This is a genomic window from Paenibacillus sp. UASWS1643, assembly GCF_008693195.1.
In the GTDB taxonomy this organism is placed as follows: domain Bacteria; phylum Bacillota; class Bacilli; order Paenibacillales; family Paenibacillaceae; genus Paenibacillus; species Paenibacillus amylolyticus_B.
The window spans coordinates 126,860-147,873 of sequence record NZ_VXKZ01000106.1 but is presented as its reverse complement, the minus strand read 5'-3'; the positions used below and the strand labels follow the sequence as shown (position 1 = coordinate 147,873).

Annotated in this window: 13 protein-coding genes; 10 read left to right on the top strand and 3 right to left on the bottom strand. The window is 50.6% G+C overall.

Translation table 11 applies throughout. The features are described 5' to 3' along the window. Positions 1 to 34: 34 nt before the first annotated feature. From FE296_RS13140 to pdxR, 3 genes are read right to left on the bottom strand one after another with little or no spacing between them, the layout of a single operon-like run. Positions 35 to 493, bottom strand: coding sequence for a GNAT family N-acetyltransferase (locus FE296_RS13140; RefSeq protein WP_223868864.1), 459 nt, complete (start codon positions 491 to 493; stop codon positions 35 to 37). Next, positions 490 to 1,410 carry a D-alanine--D-alanine ligase gene (locus tag FE296_RS13135; protein ID WP_150365171.1) on the bottom strand — a complete coding sequence of 307 codons (921 nt, stop codon included), beginning with the start codon at positions 1,408 to 1,410 and terminating at the stop codon, positions 490 to 492. The genes FE296_RS13140 and FE296_RS13135 overlap by 4 nt, the downstream gene beginning before the upstream one ends. Positions 1,411 to 1,422: 12 nt before the next feature. Next, positions 1,423 to 2,874 carry a MocR-like pyridoxine biosynthesis transcription factor PdxR gene (gene pdxR / locus FE296_RS13130; protein WP_124116806.1) on the bottom strand — a complete coding sequence of 484 codons (1,452 nt, stop codon included), beginning with the start codon at positions 2,872 to 2,874 and terminating at the stop codon, positions 1,423 to 1,425. Positions 2,875 to 3,547: 673 nt separating this feature from the next. On the opposite strand from pdxR, the gene FE296_RS13125 reads away from it, so the two are divergent. The 10 genes from FE296_RS13125 (at position 3,548) to FE296_RS13080 (ending at position 21,002) form a co-directional block, all read left to right on the top strand. Further along, positions 3,548 to 3,904 carry a nucleotide excision repair endonuclease gene (locus FE296_RS13125; RefSeq protein WP_124116805.1) on the top strand — a complete coding sequence of 119 codons (357 nt, stop codon included), beginning with the start codon at positions 3,548 to 3,550 and terminating at the stop codon, positions 3,902 to 3,904. A 208-nt stretch (positions 3,905 to 4,112) separates the two neighbouring features. Continuing rightward, the gene (locus tag FE296_RS13120; RefSeq protein ID WP_124116921.1) at positions 4,113 to 4,859 is read left to right on the top strand and encodes a Bax inhibitor-1/YccA family protein; all 747 of its coding nucleotides are present in this window, start codon (positions 4,113 to 4,115) and stop codon (positions 4,857 to 4,859) included. Between the two features lie 304 nt (positions 4,860 to 5,163). Continuing rightward, positions 5,164 to 6,378 carry an ABC transporter substrate-binding protein gene (locus tag FE296_RS13115; protein ID WP_124116804.1) on the top strand — a complete coding sequence of 405 codons (1,215 nt, stop codon included), beginning with the start codon at positions 5,164 to 5,166 and terminating at the stop codon, positions 6,376 to 6,378. Positions 6,379 to 6,429: 51 nt separating this feature from the next. Beyond that, entirely contained in the window at positions 6,430 to 7,479 is a 1,050-nt protein-coding gene (locus FE296_RS13110) for an ABC transporter substrate-binding protein (protein ID WP_124116803.1), read from the top strand. Positions 7,480 to 7,917: 438 nt separating this feature from the next. Then, positions 7,918 to 8,835, top strand: a complete 918-nt coding sequence (locus FE296_RS13105) for an alpha/beta hydrolase (protein WP_411860577.1) — start codon at positions 7,918 to 7,920, stop codon at positions 8,833 to 8,835. 117 nt (positions 8,836 to 8,952) lie between these two features. Continuing rightward, on the top strand, positions 8,953 to 9,738 hold the full coding sequence (locus FE296_RS13100; protein WP_150365170.1) for a 2,3-dihydro-2,3-dihydroxybenzoate dehydrogenase: 786 nt from the start codon (positions 8,953 to 8,955) through the stop codon (positions 9,736 to 9,738). 26 nt (positions 9,739 to 9,764) lie between these two features. Beyond that, positions 9,765 to 11,105, top strand: coding sequence for an isochorismate synthase DhbC (gene dhbC / locus FE296_RS13095; protein WP_190945204.1), 1,341 nt, complete (start codon positions 9,765 to 9,767; stop codon positions 11,103 to 11,105). Between the two features lie 3 nt (positions 11,106 to 11,108). Further along, positions 11,109 to 12,725: a (2,3-dihydroxybenzoyl)adenylate synthase gene (locus tag FE296_RS13090; RefSeq protein WP_150365169.1), complete on the top strand. Its 1,617-nt coding sequence runs from the start codon at positions 11,109 to 11,111 to the stop codon at positions 12,723 to 12,725. A gap of 37 nt (positions 12,726 to 12,762) precedes the next feature. Beyond that, on the top strand, positions 12,763 to 13,761 hold the full coding sequence (locus FE296_RS13085; protein WP_150365168.1) for an isochorismatase family protein: 999 nt from the start codon (positions 12,763 to 12,765) through the stop codon (positions 13,759 to 13,761). A gap of 14 nt (positions 13,762 to 13,775) precedes the next feature. Continuing rightward, positions 13,776 to 21,002 (top strand): amino acid adenylation domain-containing protein, encoded by a 7,227-nt coding sequence (locus FE296_RS13080; RefSeq protein WP_150365232.1) that lies wholly within the window; start codon positions 13,776 to 13,778, stop codon positions 21,000 to 21,002. The last annotated feature ends 12 nt before the right edge of the window (positions 21,003 to 21,014 follow it).

Sequence of the window (21,014 nt, the reverse complement as noted above, 5' to 3'; positions counted from 1 at the left end):
TTTCGTGTCATCCAGATAGTGTATTATCCGCAGGTTAAGTGTGCTGTAGAATCTGCGGTTTTTTGCTAAACCCGGTACTCCCGGCTGTAAAGCCCATCTGGCGATAGAATTCATGTGCAGCTTCACGTTCCGGGCGATTGCCACTGTTCAGAGACAAGGAATCCACGTTATGCGTGGCTGCCCATTGCTCAGCTTCAAGAATGAGCTGACGGCCGATGCCTGAGCCCCTGAACTGATCGTGTACAACCAATGCCATGATGCGGCAATGTCTTCCGTTTTTTTCATACAGATAAGACGTCTGTAATCCGATCAGTCCAACTACGCGTCCGCGTGCTTCAGCAACCAGTGTAGTAAAGTTTGCGTCCGCAGAGATATGGGTATAGCGCTCTTCCATCTCCGCGTATGTGGTCGGGTAACCGAGTTGGTCCATCAGAATGACCATATCTTGCAGATCGGTAGTGGAACTATGTCTAATCGTCACATCCAGGCTCATAATGTTGTATCCTCCTTGGGTCTTTCCTCCAATGAAAGTTCAATAATGGTATCCAGCAGCTCTGCAAAAGAAATGCCTGCAGCAGCTGCACTTTTGGGCAGCAGACTGTTACGGGTAAGACCCGGCAGCGTGTTCACTTCAAGCACATACGGCATGCCTTCCCGAATCATCATATCCACGCGCGCGTAGACACTGCATTTGAGCACCTGATAACAGGCCAAGGCCGCGGCTTCAACGCGATGGTGAAGGTCCACAGGCAATTGCACAACCTGCTCATCGGCTCCGTGGTCATCGTATTTGGAAGCATAGTCAAAAAACGCAGCGTTCGAATGAATGGAGATCACCGGCAGCATCTTGCCATCCAGAATGGCACAGGTAATCTCTTCACCTTCGATATACTGTTCAATCATGACTGTATCATCCCAGGTGAGGGCAGACTCTACAGCAGTCGGCAGGGCGGAAGCTTCCTTCACCACTTGGGTACCAATGCTGGAACCACCTGAATTGGGTTTGACCACCACGGGGTACGTTAATTGTTGAACAGCAATAGAGGATAGTTCCTCCATATGGCTCACTCGCAGCCATTCTCCAGTAAGTACACCCGCATGCTGCATGAGCTGTTTGGACATGTCTTTATCCATGCATACACTGCTTGCAAGCACACCACAGCCTGTGTAGGGAATACCCAGAGATTCCAGTGTGCCTTGGACCGTACCGTCTTCGCCGTATTTGCCATGCAGGGCAAGCAGTGCCACATCGATCCCCGCTGACTTGTCGATTAGATCGCGCTTGGTATTCAGCTCGATGGGTACAACCTCGTATTTGTCTCTATTCAGGTTTGCAATCATCTCCTGTCCGGTGAGCAGTGAAATATCCCGCTCTGAAGATGTACCGCCCATAATCACGCCAACTTTCATGTGAAATCCTCCTTATCTCATTTGAGCTGCTGTCTCGCCAATGATGCGAATGCCCTTACGTATATTCTCATCGCTGACTCTGGAGAAACCCAGACGCATCGTGTTTACACCCTGACCGGGTTCCAGATAAAAGGTATCCCCTGGTGTGAAAGTTACACCTTTCACTTTACAGGCCGCCAGCAGTTCACGGGTTCTGTATTCGGACGGGAACTGCACGAACAGATGCAGACCACCCGCACCGGAAATCCGGCACATTGGCAGATGCTGCTTCAGGCAACGCACAACCAATTCATATTTTCGCTTATACTCTGTGCGAGCACGCTTCAAATATTTCTCGAAATTACCGTTGCTCAGATATTGATACAATAACGATTGATCCAGCGTGGAGGTATGGATGCTACGTGCCCGTTTCATACTCTCCAGATAATCAATCAGCGCCGCATCCGCAATAATCCAACCTACCCGCAGACCTGGAAACAGGACTTTGGAGAAGCTACCCAGATAAACCAGTCCATTGCCCTTGCCCATGCTGGCGATCAGGGGAGATACGTGGGAACCGGAATAGCGCAATTCTTCGTTGAATCCATCCTCAATGATGGGAACCTGATACTTGTTCATCAACCGGATGATCTCTACCCGTTTTGCAGGGGACGTCACAATCCCGGTTGGATTGTGATAGGATGGCACGAGATATGCCAGATCATATGGACTTGCCTCAAGTTCATGTTCCAGTTGTTTCAAGTCCAGGCCATCCGGCTCCATATTCACACCGGTCAGGTGGAACTGGTGCAGCTTCAGATTTTTGATTGCCGTGTGGTGCGTTGGATTCTCGCAGAGCGCTTTTCCGCTTTTTTTGCGCAACGCTCCAAGCACCAGATCGAAACCTTCCGTGAATCCGTTGGTGATTAGGATGTCCTTGCCACGGAGGTCAACACCTTTGTTCTCCATATATCGTAGTAAATAGTTCATCAGCGGTCTGTATCCCTGCGCATATCCGTAATTCAGCAGTACTTCGCCTTCAAGTGACATGCGATCCAGAAAAGCCCGTTTCACGTTGTGCAGATCAAACAGCTTTTCATCCGGTGCTATGCTGGTAAACGATATCTCACCGCGCTCTGCTCCGGAGCCATGCTTCATCAGATCGTACTGCTCTGCCTGAATTGCATACTCGCTTACCTCTGTCGTCCAGTCCAGTCTCCAGCTTGCTGCTGCCTCAGGTGTTTCGATGGAGGCACTGACGTAATTGCCCTTGCCTTTGACTGCATAGATCAGACCTTCATCTTCAAGCTCGGCATAAGCGAGCAGGACCGTGCTGCGACTAACCTTCATGAGTGTACTGAGTTCACGGGTCGAGGGCAGCTTTTGTTTAGCTTGCAGGCCGCCTTTGAGCATCAACCGCTTCATATAATCTTTGACTTGTATATATACAGGGCGGTCCTCCGTCAGTTGCAGATCGGAATACATCCCATCACTCCCTCTATTGGTATCTTGCCATATTATAAACCCAGCAGAAAGAACCACGATACCTCTGTTTCCCTGAGCGTGTGGTTGGTTGTTCGCACAAACGCAAAAAAGCCCTGGCAGTATGCCGGGGCCTGGTGGTGAAACTTGATCCATTTTCTATAGTACTGCTGCTATAATTTCTACAGTTGTATTGCATGACTAGTCTCTCTAGGATCGATAGCTATCTGACCTTCTACGTGTGTCTATTAACTTCAGTACGACTATAATTGCAGGCTTTCTAGGTGATACTTAAAATCTACAGTGAATCATGAATCTAGGTCTTTCTAGGTTTGCTTGCTGCAAGGGTCGATTAGATGATGAATCTACAATCTATAAGCTAGGGTTCTTGCTAACTGTACTCTTGTCGTGATCACGTAACAGAATTCAGCATGAAAAAGAGTTTCAATCATAGGGTACAATAGACGGAGGTAGATATAAAGACGTATGTCTCAGTGCCCAATTTCTTCCTCATACCCCTATAGTACCACTTTGAATCAGGGAAGTTAACCTTTTTTTTGAAATATTTGTCGTAATAGCGAAAATTGCGTGAATTGTACTTCATATAGAATGAAATGGTGTCCGTTTATAATATGTGATAGGATGTAAACCTATAGATAATGAGGAAGTGAGCCTATTGATTAATATTACCGTGCCAACACCGGATGTAACCATTACAAAGCAGGTTGATCCACAGCTTAGCCACATTTATGGATTTACTGATTTTCACCTGATTACCCGGGAACTAGGCGGGATTTTCATGTTTTACAATGCCGCTGGAGAGTTGTTATTTGTCGGGAAAGCGCGTAAATTAAGACCACGTATCAAAAAGCATTTTGAAGACACGGTATCACCAATGAAGAATCACCGCGAGGAAGTAACGAAGATTGAAGTATGCCTGATTGAAGATCCGGTAGATCGTGAAATTTATGAGACGTATATCATCAACACGATGCGTGCGAAATACAATGTAGATAAAGTCTTGTACAAATAAGACGCTTAAAAAGCACATGAACATGCAATGTCTGGGACATATGTCCTAAGTGGTGCGCCATTGGGTAAGGATGTAATCGAAGGATTGCATCTGATTCCTTCTGGTGCCATCCCGATCTTCTCGAAGGAATAGCTTGTAGAATTTGAAACGTAGCAAGTCCAAACTTAGTATCACAGATATACCAAATACATATGAAGAGGTGATTGTGTTGATCGGTCGTAGCGGTAACCCTACACTTAAAGACAGCACGTTTGAAAACAGAGGATATGGAGAAGATCGGTATCAGAATTACATGACGATCAACGGCACGGTGAACAAAGCATTTATTACGCTTGTGATTCTACTGGGCAGTGCATTTGCAACATGGATGATGTTCTTTAACGGACAACAAGTGATGCCGCTCGCTTATGGCGGTTTAATCGTTGGTTTCATTCTGGCGCTTGTCATTTCGTTCAAACCGGTGACGGCACCCTATCTCGTACCCATTTATGCGGTAGCTGAGGGACTGTTCCTTGGGGCACTCTCTGCAACCTACGAATCCCTGTATAACGGCATTACCTTGCAGGCCGCCCTGTTGACGATGGCTGTATTCATCGCGCTGTTGGTGGCATACAAAACGAAATTGATCAAAGCTACGGAGAACTTCAAGCTGGGTGTTGTGGCTGCAACCGGCGGCATCATGATCATGTATCTGCTGAGCTTTGTACTTGGTTTCTTCGGCATTTCGATTCCTTATCTGCATGACAACAGCTTGATCGGCATCGGTATTTCAGTCGTTATTGTCATTGTGGCTGCTCTCAATCTGGTCCTTGATTTTGACTTCATCGAAGGTGGCGCTGAGCGTGGCGCGCCCAAGTATATGGAATGGTACGGTGCATTTGGATTGATGGTTACACTGGTATGGCTGTACATCGAGATCATCCGTCTGCTTGGCAAATTGCGGAGCCGGGACTAGTCCTGCTTCAATCATGTTCGAGAAGTAAACGGAGTTTGATTTAAAGCCAAAAAGCTAACGCGTGTTACTCACGTCGTTGGCTTTTTTTGTTTTGTATGGAGGTAGTCTGAAAGCAACATGGAGAGTAGAAGGAGAACATTTATGTAGTGTGAGATGTGTACATGTTACCATATTTGGATTGACGGTCTGGAAATAGTTATGTTATTTTATTGATAATGATTATCATTTTCGTTTAGAAGTTATTGAGTTGCCTGTTGTTATCATTGTCTAGCTAAATATCAAGCAGATCGAAAGGAGTGGCCTCATGTTACTGGAAAATGATTCGCAGATTGCTGCGCACCAGCCTGTTACCGGCCGCAGTCCCAAGACGGATCTTGCCAACGTTAAAACATACATGGACAAGCATTACGACCAGCACCTATCGATTGCAGATCTTGCCTCGAAGGCGGGAATCAGTCCGAAATATTTCGTGGATTTGTTCAAGAAAACGTATGGACAAAGTGCAATGGAGTATCTTACTGATCTGCGCATTAATCGCGCCAAGCGATATCTGAAGGAATCCAGATACAAGCTTCGCGATATTGCGCTGAGAGTGGGATACAGTGACGAATACTATTTTAGCCGCAAGTTTAAAAAGGAAGTTGGCGTATCTCCTTCGGAATATGCGAAAAACGCCAGGAAACGGATTGCTACCTGCTCTTCCAGTGTGATTGGACAACTTCTGGCACTCAATGTCATCCCCGTCGCTGCACCCATCGACCCCAAATGGACGGCGTACTATTATAATTCACATCGTACAGAGATTCAGTCTCACCTGAAATTGACGGATCCCTACACGAGCTTGCGGTTTGAGGCCAATGTGGAACGGTTGGTTCATATTCGCCCTGATGTCATTGTAGGTACAGATGAGATTAGTGAACAGGATCAGGCCCAATTGGCCGAGATTGCGCCTTGCTGTTTTGTCCCCAAACATCATTCGGACTGGCGGGCACAGCTGCGCATGATTGGATCATTTCTGGAGCGGGAGGAACAGGCGGAGCAATGGATACACATGTACAACCAGCGAGCAGAAAAGGCGCGTGAATCGGTACAGCGGGAAGTGGGCCGGGAGAAAGTGATCGTCGTGCGGGTTTACGGGCAGAGTCTGTACCTCTATAGCAATCCCGGTATTGAAGAAGTATTGTATGGAGCGCTGCAACAGGATACGTTCTCAGATCTTAGTGCCAATAATCCGTTAACGCTGGAGCAGCTCGCCGCAATGGACCCTGATCGGATTCTCGTGATGGTGTGTCCCGAAGCAGCTTCACGGGCGTATTGGCTCAGTTTGCAACATTCGGTTACATGGCGTCAGCTCAAGGCTATTCGTCAGTACCAGGTCCATCTGATCACTGGCGACCCTTGGTTTGATTATTCGGCTGTAGGCGTGATGCGTATGCTGGATGAAGCGCTACTGATCTTCACGGGATATTGTCCAAACATTTATCTGGATAACGTCCATGGTGATTCCCGGGCGACGTGACATATAATCCTTGTATCTAAATGAGAATGTTTATCAAGGGGGATATTACACATGCTTCACTATATCAAAAACATCGGACAACGTTCCGTTGGTAGCAAATTCCGCAGTGCCCGGCTGTCAGCTCTGATCCTATTGATGTTAATTACAGGATTGTTGTCTGCCTGTGGCGCAGCATCCGAGAATACAGGAGCGGCCCAAGCGGAGCAGTCCGCAACAGAGACTTCAACCCCGGCTTCAACCGAGACAGTTGCAGAGGAAGAACATGTGAAAGAAACGGCTGGTGAACGCACCGTAAAAGACGATCTGGGACATGAGGTGATTGTTCCAGCGAAGACTGAACGTGTATTTGCGCCATATCTGGAAGATTCCCTGTTAACCCTTGGTGTGAAGCCGGTAGCCCAATGGGCGAGTGGTACGAAAGGACATGTCTATCTCCAGGATCAGCTTAGTGATGTGCCTACACTTGATTTCTCCAGTGGGTTACCTTCACCTGAAGCGTTGATGTCGTATAAACCCGACTTTATTATTTTACATACGGCCCAATATGCCGAGAACGGGGTATACGAGAGTTATTCCAAGATCGCACCGACCTATGTATTTACGAACGCTTCGGGTGATGTAGAGAAGTCTTTGCAGGTCATTGGTGATCTGCTGGGCAAAACGGCTGAAGCCGAAAAAGCCATTGAAACCTACCATGCCAAGGTTGAGTCAGCCAAAGCTGAACTGGCGAAAGTAGCCGAAGGCAAAAAAGCAGCCATCATCCGTTTTGCCCCGCGTGGCATCAGCATGATGGGTGGCAACTACTTCAGCGGTTACGTTGTATATGAACAACTGGGACTTGGTAAGCCTGCATTGGTCGAGTCGGAGAACAGCGCTATTGTATCCGCTGAGGTATTACCGGAGATTGATGCCGACTTTATTTTCACCGTGGAACAGGGCCCGGGCAGTATGAAGGAAATGACCGAAACCAACGTATGGAACAGTATGCCTGCGGTAAAAGCAGGGCATGTGTACGCTGTTGAGCCAGCTCCGTGGCTGGGCGGTGGATTGATCGCATACGGTCATGTTATCGATGATACGCTCAAAGCGTTAACGCAATAATTGGAAAAGTACAACTCCCTTTGGAGTGCCGGAAACCGGATGTTAGTCCAGTGTTTCCGGACACCATGAGGGAGTTTTTTACGATTGAAGCGTGAACGTTATATGACATAAATATGGAAATATGGAGATAATCAAAATGATTTCTGGATATCGTCCATGGGACAGCCGGATTCACTCTTTTATAATTGGTAATGAGAATCAATCTCATATACAGATCAATATATTTAATTAACCATAACAAATATAAGTTGAGTTTATGAACTACACAGAAACGGAGAAGTCAGAAAAAACCTGAAGAAGCGGAGCGTGCGCCTAAAAGCTTTCTGAAAGAAAGCTACTCCGGAAGCATACGCTATCTCCGGATTTCTTCCTCGAAAAGGGGGATAGAGGAAATCTGGAGATAACAGCGATCGAAAGGTTATTCTGACGGCGTAGTGTATGAGTAGTTCAGTATTCAACTTATATAAGCAGAACAACGAGGAGGACCCATCCGTAATGACGTTTCAGCCCAACCCAACCGTTCCTGGCTCCCTGGAGCACATCGCACGCAGTACCGTTCAGATCCCAAACGCCGAACAATGGACCATGAAATCACGTTCAGGCCATCATGACTATCAGATTATGGTATTCAAGCCTGCCGAACCTCCGCCTCCGTCCGGTTACCCGGTAATTTACCTGCTGGATGCCAATTCCGTATTCGGCACCATGGTGGAAGCCATTCGTGTACAGGGACGCAGACCGGAGAAGACAGGAGCGGTCCCAGCAATTGTTGTGGGCATCGGGTACCCGATCAAGGGCCCTTTTTCCCCTCACCGATACTATGACTTTACTCCACAGGCCACGACGGAATATACCACAAAGTCCGATGGTACACCTCTTCCGGAACAAGGAGGCGCTGATGAATTCTTGCGTTTTATTGAAGAAGAACTGAAACCGGATATGGAGCAGCAATTTCGGATTGATCGGGATAGACAGGCTATATTTGGTCATTCACTCGGTGGGTTGTTCGTGATCCATGCGTTGTTCACGAAGCCAGAGGCTTTTCGATATTACATTGCAGGCAGTCCCTCGCTGCACTGGAACCAGAAGGTTATGCAGGCTGAGGAACAGGAATTTGTCGCAAGGCTGGAACAGCATCCGGTGAACGTCAGAGTGTGGATTGGTATGGGAGAACAGGAGAAGATCCACCCGGCTCGTAACAATGACAAGGCATCGACTCTCACGGAACGTTTATCCGCATTAAAGCAGCCGGGGCTGGATATCGCATACACCGAGTTCGAAGAAGAGAATCATGTCTCGGTATTGCCATTTTTGATTAGTCGTACGATGCGTTTTGCCTGTAGTCCGGAGTCCTAGAAGGTTGGAATGAGGGGCGTTTATGCAGATGATCACACTCAACTGGATAGAACCAAGCTAACACATCGCTCCAACAGGGGAGAACACAGCTATGAGGCAGTAAGGGAGGTATACGAGGTGAGCTACACAGGAATCGATGGAAAAGTGGCCGTGGTCACTGGTGCTGCGCAAGGGATTGGTGAAGCAGTGGCGAGATTGCTTGCACAGAATGGCGCTATCGTTGCTCTGGTGGATCGACAGGAGTCTTTGCTGAATCAACTGGTCACCGATCTGCACAGTCAGGGCCATCAGGCAACAGCCCACGTTGCTGATATATCGAATCGTCAAGCGGTTGAGGATACCGTTCAACGGATCGAAGAGACCGTGGGCCCCATTGGCATTCTGGTGAATGCAGCGGGGGTACTGCACACAGGGGCAGTCAGCGAGCTGACAGATGAAGAATGGACGAAGACATTTGACGTGAATACGCATGGTGTATTTTATATGTCGCGTGCGGTAGTAAGAAATATGGCTGAACGCCAAACAGGTGCGGTGGTTACCGTTGGTTCGAATGCTTCGGGTGTTCCGAGAATGCACATGTCAGCCTATGCTGCCTCCAAAGCCGCTTCGACCATCTTCACCAAATGCCTGGCTCTGGAATACGCGGATCGGCATATTCGTTGCAACATTGTCTCTCCAGGCTCAACGGATACGCCAATGCAGCGAGCCATGTGGCAGGATGAACATGGCGCTGAGGCGGTTATTGCAGGCTCACCACAAACCTTCCGTCTGGGCATACCGCTGAACAGGATGGCATTGCCCGAGGATATCGCGGAAGCGGTGGTCTATCTGGTATCGGATCAAGCCAGACATATAACGATGCACGATCTGTGTGTGGATGGAGGCGCCACACTTGGTACCTGAATCAAGAGATAAGGAGATGATGAATCATGTCAAAAGCGGGTATGGTCACTGCAACTTCCGCCATACACCTTCTGGAGCAATATCGGGAGGGGACGTCCTTTTTCTGGTCTTCACCGCAACATACCTTGCTCGCGCAAGGAGAACGGGTTCGTTGGTCTCCGCTGCATACGGAGCACACAATTCAATCAGATCCCAGCGATTCTGCTGATGTTATGGAACATAAATATAAGGAAGAGATACATCTTTTCATAGATGGTATTCAGCAGCTTATGGACAAGGCCAAACAAGCTGGTCAATCGAACCCGATGGTGGTTGGCGCCATTCCATTTGATCCGCTGGATGCTGCTGCTGAGTTATATGTACCTGAGACGGTGAAGTGGGCTGAACCGTTACCCTCGGAATCACGAGCATTAATTCAAAAGCTGCCAGCAGCCGTAGGCTGTGAAGTTGTTGAGGTTCCTGCGGGGGGAGTGTATGAGCAAAGTGTAGACAACGTATTGGTTGACCTGAACCAGCGTGATCTCCATAAGGTCGTGTTATCCCGTACACTTGAGGTGACTTCGCAGACCCTCGTGGACACGTATCAATTGCTGCGTAATCTGTTCAGGGACAACACACATGGATATACATTTGCAGTACCAATGAGGGGCCAAACTCAGTCGAGAAGTACTATAACAATGAATAAACAACATAAAGCAGGCGGAAAAATTGGAAATAAAACGAGTCGCACCTTCATCGGGGCAAGCCCGGAACTGTTGGTTACCCGCAAAGGAATAAATGTACGCGCCAATCCACTGGCAGGCTCTGCACCCCGGAGTGAAGATCCAGCGGAAGATCGCCGCCGTGCAGAGGAACTGCTTGCTTCAGCCAAGGATCGGCATGAACATGCCGTAGTCATTGAAGCAGTTGCGGAGGCGCTGCGTCCATTATGCCGAAAACTATCCGTTCCAGCAGAACCTTCGCTGATTCAGACGCGCACGATGTGGCATTTATCTACCGAAATACACGGGGAGCTGGCGGACGCGGCCACAACGTCACTGGAGCTCGCTTTGGCTCTTCATCCCACACCCGCCATCTGTGGAACACCTGTACAGGCTGCGCGGGCAGCTATTAAGCAACAGGAGCCGTTCGACCGGGGATTATTTACGGGAATGGTGGGATGGTGCAACAGCGAGGGCGACGGCGAATGGGCCGTAACCATCCGATGTGCCGAAGTGGAAGGCACAGCTGTGAAATTGTTCGCTGGAGCGGGTATTGTAGCAGGTTCTACGGCAGAAGCAGAGCTGGCAGAGACTGCTGCCAAGTTCAGAACGATGCTGGTCGCGATGGGGTTGGATTCGACTGTATCGATCCAGAAGGGGGATTGAACAATGCTGCCAGGATATCAGGCTTGGCCTGAGGAAGTTGCAGAACGTTATCGGCTGGAGGGATGCTGGGAAGGGATTACGTTTGGAGAGATGCTCCGTCAGCGTGCTGATCTATATGGCAATCGAGTAGCCGTTATTAGCGGGGAACAACACCTCACCTATGCAGAACTGGATGAACGGGTGGATCGATTGGCATCCGGTTTATATGCCAAAGGTATACGGCAACATGACCGGGTTATTATACAGCTGCCTAATATTACAGCTTTTGTTGAAGCATGTTTTGCTTTATTCCGTATCGGTGCACTGCCTGTATTCGCTCTTCCCTTGCATCGAAAGAGCGAAATCACCTATTTCGCTCGTTTCTCTGAGGCCGTAGCATACCTGATCCCGGATCAGGATGGCGGATTTGATTATCGCACGCTGGCAGAGGATGTACAGGCAGAGGTGCCAGCACTTCGGCATATTTTTGTGGCGGGAGAAGCCGGGCCCTATACATCGTTAGAAGATGTCTATGCAGAACCTGTCACGCTGCCGGATGAACCGACGTCTTCAGATGTTGCTTTTCTACAGTTGTCGGGTGGAAGTACCGGGTTGTCCAAGATGATACCGCGAACCCATGATGACTACATTTACAGCTTGCGAAGAAGCGTTGAGGTGTGTGGTCTCAGTCCCGAAAGTGTCTATCTGGCTGCACTACCTGTAGCACATAACTATCCAATGAGCTCACCCGGCATTTTGGGCACGTTGTACGCAGGTGGCACGATTGTACTGTCACGGGGATCAAGCCCGGATGAAGCCTTTCCGCTGATTATTCGCCATCAGGTAACGATCACGGCTTTGGTGCCGCCGTTGGCTCTTGTCTGGCTCAATGCAGCAGCTGCCCGAGGAACCAAGCTTCCGTCGCTCCAGGTGCTTCAAGTGGGAGGGGCCAAATTCAGTGCAGAGGTGGCGGCACGCGTCAAACCTGTTCTTGGCTGTACATTACAGCAGGTTTTTGGCATGGCTGAAGGGCTGGTGAACTACACACGCCTCGACGATTCGGAGCATGTCATTACCCATACACAAGGGAAACCGATGTCTCCCTATGACGAGGTGCGGATTGTGGATGACGAAGATGTTGAGGTGGAGCAGGGACAAGCCGGACACCTGCTGACACGCGGACCTTATACCATTCGTGGTTATTACAAAGCCGAGGAGCATAACGCCAGATCGTTTACTACAGACGGTTTCTATCGCACAGGCGATATTGCGAGCCTGACGGCTGACGGATATCTCGTTGTCGAGGGGCGGGCGAAGGATCAGATTAACCGTGGCGGGGATAAAGTGGCTGCCGAGGAAGTGGAAAATCACCTGCTGGCCCATCCTGGCGTGCATGATGCAGCATTGGTATCCATGCCTGATGAGTATCTGGGCGAACGCTCTTGCGCATTTATCGTGCCAAGCGGTGAAGCTCCGGGGGTGGCCGAGATCAAGTCGTTTCTGCGCAATCGGGGCCTGGCCAGTTATAAAATTCCGGACCGGATTGAGTGGGTGGACGCTTTTCCGAAGACACAAGTAGGCAAGGTCAGCAAAAAAGCATTACGTGAGATGTTGACCACCGAGCAACCTGTATCTAAATAAGAATTTTTGATAAATAAAGCCGAAAAGAGGGATATTCATGGCACTTCCAGTGATTCAACCATATGCAATGCCTATAGCGTCGGAGCTTCCGGTCAATAAGGTAGCCTGGACACCGGATGCGAAGCGTGCAGTACTCTTGATCCACGATATGCAGAACTATTTTATGAATGCATTTACGGCGGGAGCATCCCCGGTGGTGGAACTGATTGATCATATTGCAGAGCTTCGTTCAACGTGTCATGAGCTTGGGATTCCCGTCGTCTACTCGGCACAACCGGGTGGACAGACACCAGAGCAACGCGGATTACAGCTGGACTTTTGGGGTGCAGGGATCGATGGCGGGCCAGTGCAAAAAGAAATTGTTGAATCACTTGCACCTGCTCCACAGGACACCTTCATGACCAAATGGCGCTACAGCGCCTTCCAGAAGACGGAGCTGCTTGAATTGATGGAGCGGCAGGGTCGGGATCAATTGATTATCTGCGGAATATATGCGCATATCGGATGCCTGATGACGTCAAGTGAGGCATTTATGCGAGATATTCAGGCGTTTCTGGTTGCCGATGCAGTTGCTGATTTTTCAGCGGAAAAACATCATATGGCGCTGACGTACGCGGCAGAACGGTGTGCGGTAACAATAACGACCGAACGTTCAATTGCGTTGCTGAATGCATCAGCCGCAACCAGAACTGGAGGGGCAGTTACATCCGAGGCGAAGCTGCAATCAGCATTCACCGCGGAGACTGGGCATGTCGTGGAAGGACGGGAAGGCGTTGATCATGCAAGGCTGGCAGCATTACGGGCTCAGATTGGAGATCTGTTACAGGAGCAGTCCGATTCCATTGGGGAGCATGATGATCTGATTCAGACGTGGGGAATGGATTCCATTCGCATGATGAGTCTGGCTGAACGTTTTCGCGCGGAAGGAGCAGAGGTAACCTTTGTTGATCTGGCGGAGCAGCCTACATTGGCCGCTTGGGCAAGACTGCTGGATCATGTCCAACCGAAAGTACTGCCGAACGGAGACTACTTTTGAGCGGGGCGGTGCAGATGTCGCATAGTCGGAACACAGCTTGGCCTTTATCTTCTGCACAGTCTGGCATCTGGTATGCCCAACAGTTGAATCCGGACAACCCGATGTACAACACGGCCGAGTATGTGGTTATTGAAGGTCCGATCCATACGGGACGATTAGAGGAGAGTGTACGCCAGACCGTGATGGAGGCCGAATCGCTGAATATGGTATATGGCGAAAATGAGCATGGCCCGTGGCAATCTCTGAGCACCAATAGGAATGATTGGACATTCCATGTCATGGATGTACGGGATCAGGCTGATCCTCATGCGTCTGCACTGGACTGGATGAAGCAGGATCTGGCACGACCTGTTGATCTAATGATTGGACCACTCTTCACAGAGGCTCTGTTCCGGGTGAGTGAGGATCGGTATTACTGGTACCAACGCATTCATCATATTGCGATTGATGGGTACGGCGTATCCCTGATTACGCGCAGGGTTGCCAGCTTGTACTCAGCAAGTATCCAGGGAGAGGGGGCAGCACAGGCACAGGGCACGGCAGCGTTTGGATCACTGGCATCTGTTCTCGAAGAAGATGAAGCCTATTCATCCTCCACTAACCGAGAGCAGGATCAACAGTTCTGGGTCGACCGATTCGCGGATGCTCCGGATGTGGTCAGTCTGGGTGAGCGTGCTCCGCGTACATCAACCGAGTTCCTGCGGCAGAGTATGGTGCTCACATCGTCACAGCGAGAGCAAATGCAAGCAGTAGCGGGAAGGCTCGGTGCGACTTGGCCGGATCTCTGTATTGCAGCAACAGCTATCTATGTACACCGGATGACGGGGTCCACCGATGTTGTTCTGGCCTTGCCCGTGATGGGCCGATTGGGTTCAGCATCACTGCGTGTTCCAGGTATGGTCATGAATGTGCTTCCGCTCCGCCTGTACCTGGACTCGCAGATGAATCTGTCTGAGTTGATGGGACAGATCGTGAAGGAGATTCGGGCTGTACGCAAACACCAGCGATATCGCCATCAGGATCTGCGGCGTGATCTTAAGCTATTGGGTGAGAATCGGCGTCTGTTTGGACCGATGATCAATGTAATGCCCTTCCATCATGAGTTGAATTTTGCAGGCGCCCGCGGCATGATCCATAATCTGTCCACCGGTCCAGTGGATGATCTGTCGATTCATATTGTAGACCAGGGACATGGTCATGGACTGAGTATTTCTTTTGATGCGAACCCTTCAATCTATGTGGATTCGGAATTGCGTAATCATCAGCTTCGTTATGTGCAGATCCTGCAATCCATGATGTCAGAAGGGGCAGAAGACCTATCGGTTGGACAGATCAACATTCTGCTCCCTGCCGAACGCGAACAAGTGCTGGAAGGATGGAATCAGACGCAACATGCCGTTGCTGAGTGCAATTCAGCAGCGTTATTCGAACAGCAGGTTCGGCGTACACCTCTTGCAGCTGCAGTGACATTCGAAGGGTCATCGCTAACCTACGCAGAGCTGAACGAACGTGCCAATCAACTGGCACATGAACTGATACAGACTTACGGAGCAGGGCCTGAGCAGGTGGTTGGCATTGCCATGCCTCGTTCACTGGAAGTGGTCATCTCGATTGTAGCTGTTCACAAAACAGGAGCAGCCTATCTGCCGCTTGATCCGGATTATCCCGAAGAGCGTCTCATCTACATGTTGGAGGATGCCAAGCCTGCTTGTGTAGTGACGGTGATGAACAACTTCTCTCACATTCCGCAGGCGTCCAGTGTACCGATTCTGGTCATGGATGAACCGGATAGGATACAGGCAGTGAGCGGTCGGTCGGGAAGCAATCCCGAAGATGACGATCTGACAGGCACGGCTTCTCTGCTCAACCCTGCGTATCTGATCTATACCTCGGGTTCTACCGGTAAACCGAAGGGTGTAGCAGTGACCCATCTTGGATTAGCGAATCTGCTTGAAGATATGAAGACGAGACTACAGGTCGGTCCGCAGGATCGCTGGCTGTCGGTGACCACGATTGCTTTTGACATCTCGGTACTGGAAGTCTTCCTGCCACTGACGACTGGAGCAAGACTGGATATCGCGAAAAAGGAAACGATTCTTGATCCGGTAGCACTGGCTAGAAAGATGAGAGAGCAAGAGACGACGATCATGCAGGCTACGCCAACGTTATGGCAGTCTCTGGTTGCGAGTCGCCCGGGAAGGTTCGATGGGCTGACGGTGATTACGGGAGGAGAGGCCTTATCCGAGGAACTGAAGCTTTCGCTGGAGGCGTTGGGATGTCAGGTCAATAATCAGTACGGGCCAACGGAGACAACCATCTATTCTACAGCTGTATCGCTGGGGAAAGGACATTCAGGCAAACCGTCTATTGGTGGTCCGGTTCGTAACACACAGCTCTATGTGCTGGATCAGAGTATGCAACCTGTCCCTCCGGGTGTAGCAGGGGAATTGTATATCGCAGGAGAGGGACTTGCACGGGGATATTTGGGCAGAGCTGATCTGACCGCAGAACGTTTTGTAGCCAGTCCCTTCGGACAGCCGGGCAGTAGAATGTACCGGACAGGAGACTTGGCCAAATGGTTGCCGGACGGTTCCATCGATTATTTGGGACGAGCAGATCACCAGATCAAAATCAGGGGCTTTCGCATTGAACTGGGGGAGATTGAATCCGTCATCTCCAGATATCCGGGTGTAGCACAGGTCACGGTCATGGCACGTGAAGACCAACCTGGGAACCAGCGGTTAGCGGCATATATTGTGGTTGATGCGGAAGGTCGTCAAGCTGACATGGATCTGGCTGATATCAGAGCACACGTAGGTGATGCGTTACCGGATTATATGGTGCCCTCTGCCTTTATGCTGCTTCCAGAGATGCCGCTGACGCCGAACAAAAAAATCGATCGCAAACGCCTTCCTGTACCTGCATTGACATCTAATGCAAACGGAAGGGAGGCACGTACACCGCAGGAGGAGATCCTGTGCAGCCTGTTTGCAGAGATTCTGGGTGTAGCTCGCGTAGGGATTGATGATGATTTCTTCGAACTGGGTGGACATTCCCTGCTGGCCGGGCGAATTATAGCCCGAGTGCGTGATGTATTCGGAGCTGAATTGAACATCGGCAGTGTGTTTGAATCTCCGACAGCGGCAGGGCTTGCCCGAAACCTGGATCAGGCGAAGTCCGTCAGACCCGTTATTCAACCTGTTCATCGTGAAGGGGAAATTCCGCTTTCCTTTGCCCAGCGACGGTTATGGTTCCTTTATTGCCTTGAGGGGGCTAATCCTACCTACAATATTCCATTGGTTGCCCGGTTAAGCGGGAAACTGGACAGAGACGCTCTAAGAAACGCTCTACAGGATATTGTTGACCGTCACGAGACACTTCGCACATTGTATCCGCCAGATCTGGGTTCGGCGAGCCAACATATCCTCCGTGCAACAGATGTGAAAGTGAATATGAAGCATACCCAGGCTACGGCTGAGGAGCTGCCCGAACTGCTGGCAGAAGCGTCACGTCACAGCTTCGAGCTTAGTACCGAGCCGGGAATCCGTGCGGAATTGTTCCACACGGATGCGGATGAACATACATTGATGTTGCTGATTCATCACATTGCAGGGGATGGCTGGTCCTTATCTCGGCTTATCCGGGACATGTCGGATGCTTATACCGCTCGTCTACGCGGATCTGCTCCGGATTGGGAGCCGCTACGCATTCAATATGCAGACTATGCGGTGTGGCAGGAGAGCCTGCTCGGGGATGAGAAGCGGCAGGACAGTCTGATCGCGAGGCAGTTAGCGTTCTGGACTAATCGGCTAGCAGGATTGCCAGAACAAATCACGTTCCCGGCAGACTATGCCCGTCCAGTTGTGTCCAGTTACCGAGGCGGGACGGTGCCGTTTACGATCAGTCAACGTCTGCATGAGCAGCTTGCGACAGTTGCCCGTGAGCATAAAGTCAGTCTGTTTATGCTTCTGCACTCAGCGGTATCCGTGCTGCTTACTCGAATGGGTGCAGGGACGGATATTACGATAGGTACACCGATTGCCGGACGGAGTGATGATGCGCTGGATGATGTCGTGGGGATGTTCATCAATACGCTTGTTCTGCGTACAGACACTTCGGGCGATCCTACTTTCCGAGAGCTATTGGCCCGCGTGCGGGATGCAGATCTTGCTGCTTATGAACATCAGGATTTACCGTTTGAACGGCTGGTCGAAGTGCTGAATCCGCCCCGATCTCGTTCCAAACATCCACTCTTTCAGGTGATGCTGGTGCTGCAAAACACGCCAGATGTTCGTCTTGACCTGCCAGGTGTTGAAGTGGAGACTCGCATCCACGGTGTGGGTTCATCCAAATTCGATCTCACATTTGAACTGACGGAGAAACGGGAGCAGAACGGACTTCCAGCCGGAATTGAAGGTGTGCTGGAGTATAGTACGGATCTCTACCGTGAATCAACTGCTGGAGAGCTGGTGGTTCGGTTAATGCAGGTGCTTGAGGATGCTGTACAGCAGATGGATGAACGCATCAGCAGATTTAACCTGGTTACACCTTCAGAGCATGCCCAGCTTGAGAAGGAATGGACATCTTCACCGGATGAAGGTCCGCAGCTGACCATAGCCGAACGTTTTGAAGTACAGGCAGCCGCTCACCCCAGTTCGGCAGCCCTCCATTGTGAGGATATCCGTATGACTTACAGGGAGCTGAATAGACGGGCTAATCGACTGGCGAGACTGTTGATCGCAGAAGGCGTTGGGCCGGAACAAATGGTGGCATTAGCCTTACCTCGTTCGGTAGAGATGGTCGTAGCCATTCTTGCTGTACTTAAAACGGGCGCTGCCTATCTGCCACTGGACCCGCATTATCCGGCAGACCGTTTAACGCATATGCTGACGGACGCAGCCCCGAAAGTGATGATTACAAGTACAGAGGTGTATGCCCTGCTACCGCAAGTTGAAAACATTAAATGTATTAACTTCGAAGATCTGCATACCTTGCGGCAATTGGAATCCATGGATGAGCGAAACCCGGCAGACCATGAACGGAACGGACGGGTAACTCCGCTGAGCCCGGCTTACATGATCTATACCTCAGGTTCAACAGGGAAACCCAAAGGTGTCGTGATTCCGCATGCGAATGTCATCCGGTTATTGAATGCTACGCAGCACTGGTTCCATTTTGACGAGAGCGATGTGTGGACGTTGTTCCATTCCTATGCGTTTGACTTCTCCGTGTGGGAAATCTGGGGCCCTCTGTTGTATGGAGGCAGCTTGGTTGTTGTTCCCCATGAGATTAGCCGATCACCAGGAGCGTTCCTGCAACTGCTCGCCGAAAAGAAGGTAACCGTACTGAACCAGACGCCATCTGCATTCTACCAGCTGATGCAGGCTGACAGGGAAAATCCGGTCTGGGGACAGCAGCTTGCGCTCCGCTATGTGATCTTTGGAGGCGAGGCACTGGAGCTGGGACGTTTGGATGACTGGTATGAACGTCATGCGGATGACGCTCCAAGACTCATCAATATGTATGGTATTACGGAAACAACGGTTCATGTCAGCTACAAGGAACTGCACGCGGGCAGCGCTGCAGAAGGCGCAAGCAGCTGGATTGGATGCGCTATTCCAGACCTGCGTGTCTATGTGCTGGATGATCATCTGAAGCCTGTACCGACAGGTGTAACTGGGGAGATGTATGTGGCGGGAGCGGGTCTGGCTCGTGGCTATTGGGGAAGGCCGGATCTCACGGCAGAGCGATTCGTCGCCGATCCGTATGGTGCACCGGGTACACGAATGTACCGTACGGGAGACTTGGCAAAGCGCCTGCATGATGGTTCGCTTGATTATCTTGGACGAGCCGACCAGCAGGTGAAAATTCGCGGGTTCCGCATTGAGCTTGGGGAGATTGAGGCTGTGTTGGCAAAACATCCGAGCGTGGCTCAGGCTTCTGTTATCGTTCGTGAAGACCAGCCGGGAGATAAGCGTCTTGTCGCTTATATTGTTTCTGCATCGGACAGTGAAGCCGAACTGGAAACGGCTGCGTTACGCCGACATGCGGGAGCTAGCCTTCCGGACTATATGGTTCCATCTGCGGTTGTTGTGATGGACATCCTGCCACTTACGCCAAATGGCAAGCTGGATCGCAAAGCATTGCCTGTACCAGAGATGCAATTGTCGGTTGATGGCCGAGCACCGCGCAATCCGCAGGAGCAGATTCTCTGTGATCTGTTTGCCGAAGTATTGGGATTGCGGAGTGTAAGTATTGATGACAGCTTCTTCGAACTGGGGGGTCATTCGCTGCTTGCGGTGCGCCTGATGAGTCGAATTCGTGAAGCGATGGGCAAGGAGCCGGGCATCGGCATTTTGTTCGAAACGGCCACGGTAGCTGGTCTGGCCGAGCGATTGGAGATGGGTGCTGATTCCGGGAAAAGCTCGCTGCAAGTGTTGTTACCGCTGAGGACTCATGGGCAGCATCTGCCTGTATTCTGTGTGCATCCGGCCGGAGGGCTCAGTTGGTGTTATGCCGGGTTGATGAAACACCTGGGTATGGAGTATCCGCTGTACGGATTGCAGGCAAGGGGCATCGCGGAGTACGAGGTGCTCCCGTCGACACTGGAGGATATGACGGCGGATTACATCCGTCATATCCGGTCTGTGCAGCCGGAAGGCCCGTATCGTTTGCTTGGCTGGTCACTGGGCGGCAACGTGGCACAGGCTATGGCCGTGCAGCTTCAGTCCGAAGGAGAAGAAGTAGAGTTTCTGGCCATGCTGGATGCGTATCCGAGTCACTATCTGCCTATTCGCGGGGAACCGGATGAGGAAGAAGCGTTAACGGCATTGCTTGCACTTGGCGGATATGATCCGGACAGTATTGGGGATGGGCCGCTGGATATGGCGACAGCGATGCGCATCCTTCGTAGCGAAGGCAGTGCGTTGGCGAGCTTGGATGAAGAGACGATCATGAAACTGCGCAAAACCTATGAAAATTCCGTCCGGATCTTGGGGGCGTACACGCCCTCCCGATTCGAAGGTGACCTGATCTTCTTCCGGTCCACCATTATTCCCGACTGGTTCGATCCGATCGAACCGGAGATGTGGAATGCATACATCGGAGGACAACTGGAACGTCATGATATTGCCTGTCGTCACAAAGACCTTTGTCAGCCGGGGCCATTGGAGGAAATTTGCCGTACCCTGTCCGTCCGGCTGGAGATGCTGAACAAGAAGCGCAACATTCAACACAAATAGGAGGATAAGCTG

Bases quoted from the DNA above. Each gene is read 5' to 3' on its own strand.
- FE296_RS13090 (WP_150365169.1), top strand. From the start codon at position 11,109: ATGCTGCCAGGATATCAGGCTTGGCCTGAGGAAGTTGCAGAACGTTAT.
- FE296_RS13085 (WP_150365168.1), top strand. From the start codon at position 12,763: ATGGCACTTCCAGTGATTCAACCATATGCAATGCCTATAGCGTCGGAG.
- FE296_RS13140 (WP_223868864.1), bottom strand. From the start codon at position 493: ATGAGCCTGGATGTGACGATTAGACATAGTTCCACTACCGATCTGCAA.
- pdxR (WP_124116806.1), bottom strand. From the start codon at position 2,874: ATGTATTCCGATCTGCAACTGACGGAGGACCGCCCTGTATATATACAA.
- FE296_RS13135 (WP_150365171.1), bottom strand. From the start codon at position 1,410: ATGAAAGTTGGCGTGATTATGGGCGGTACATCTTCAGAGCGGGATATT.
- FE296_RS13080 (WP_150365232.1), top strand. From the start codon at position 13,776: ATGTCGCATAGTCGGAACACAGCTTGGCCTTTATCTTCTGCACAGTCT.
- dhbC (WP_190945204.1), top strand. From the start codon at position 9,765: ATGTCAAAAGCGGGTATGGTCACTGCAACTTCCGCCATACACCTTCTG.
- FE296_RS13115 (WP_124116804.1), top strand. From the start codon at position 5,164: ATGTTACTGGAAAATGATTCGCAGATTGCTGCGCACCAGCCTGTTACC.
- FE296_RS13110 (WP_124116803.1), top strand. From the start codon at position 6,430: ATGCTTCACTATATCAAAAACATCGGACAACGTTCCGTTGGTAGCAAA.
- FE296_RS13105 (WP_411860577.1), top strand. From the start codon at position 7,918: ATGAGTAGTTCAGTATTCAACTTATATAAGCAGAACAACGAGGAGGAC.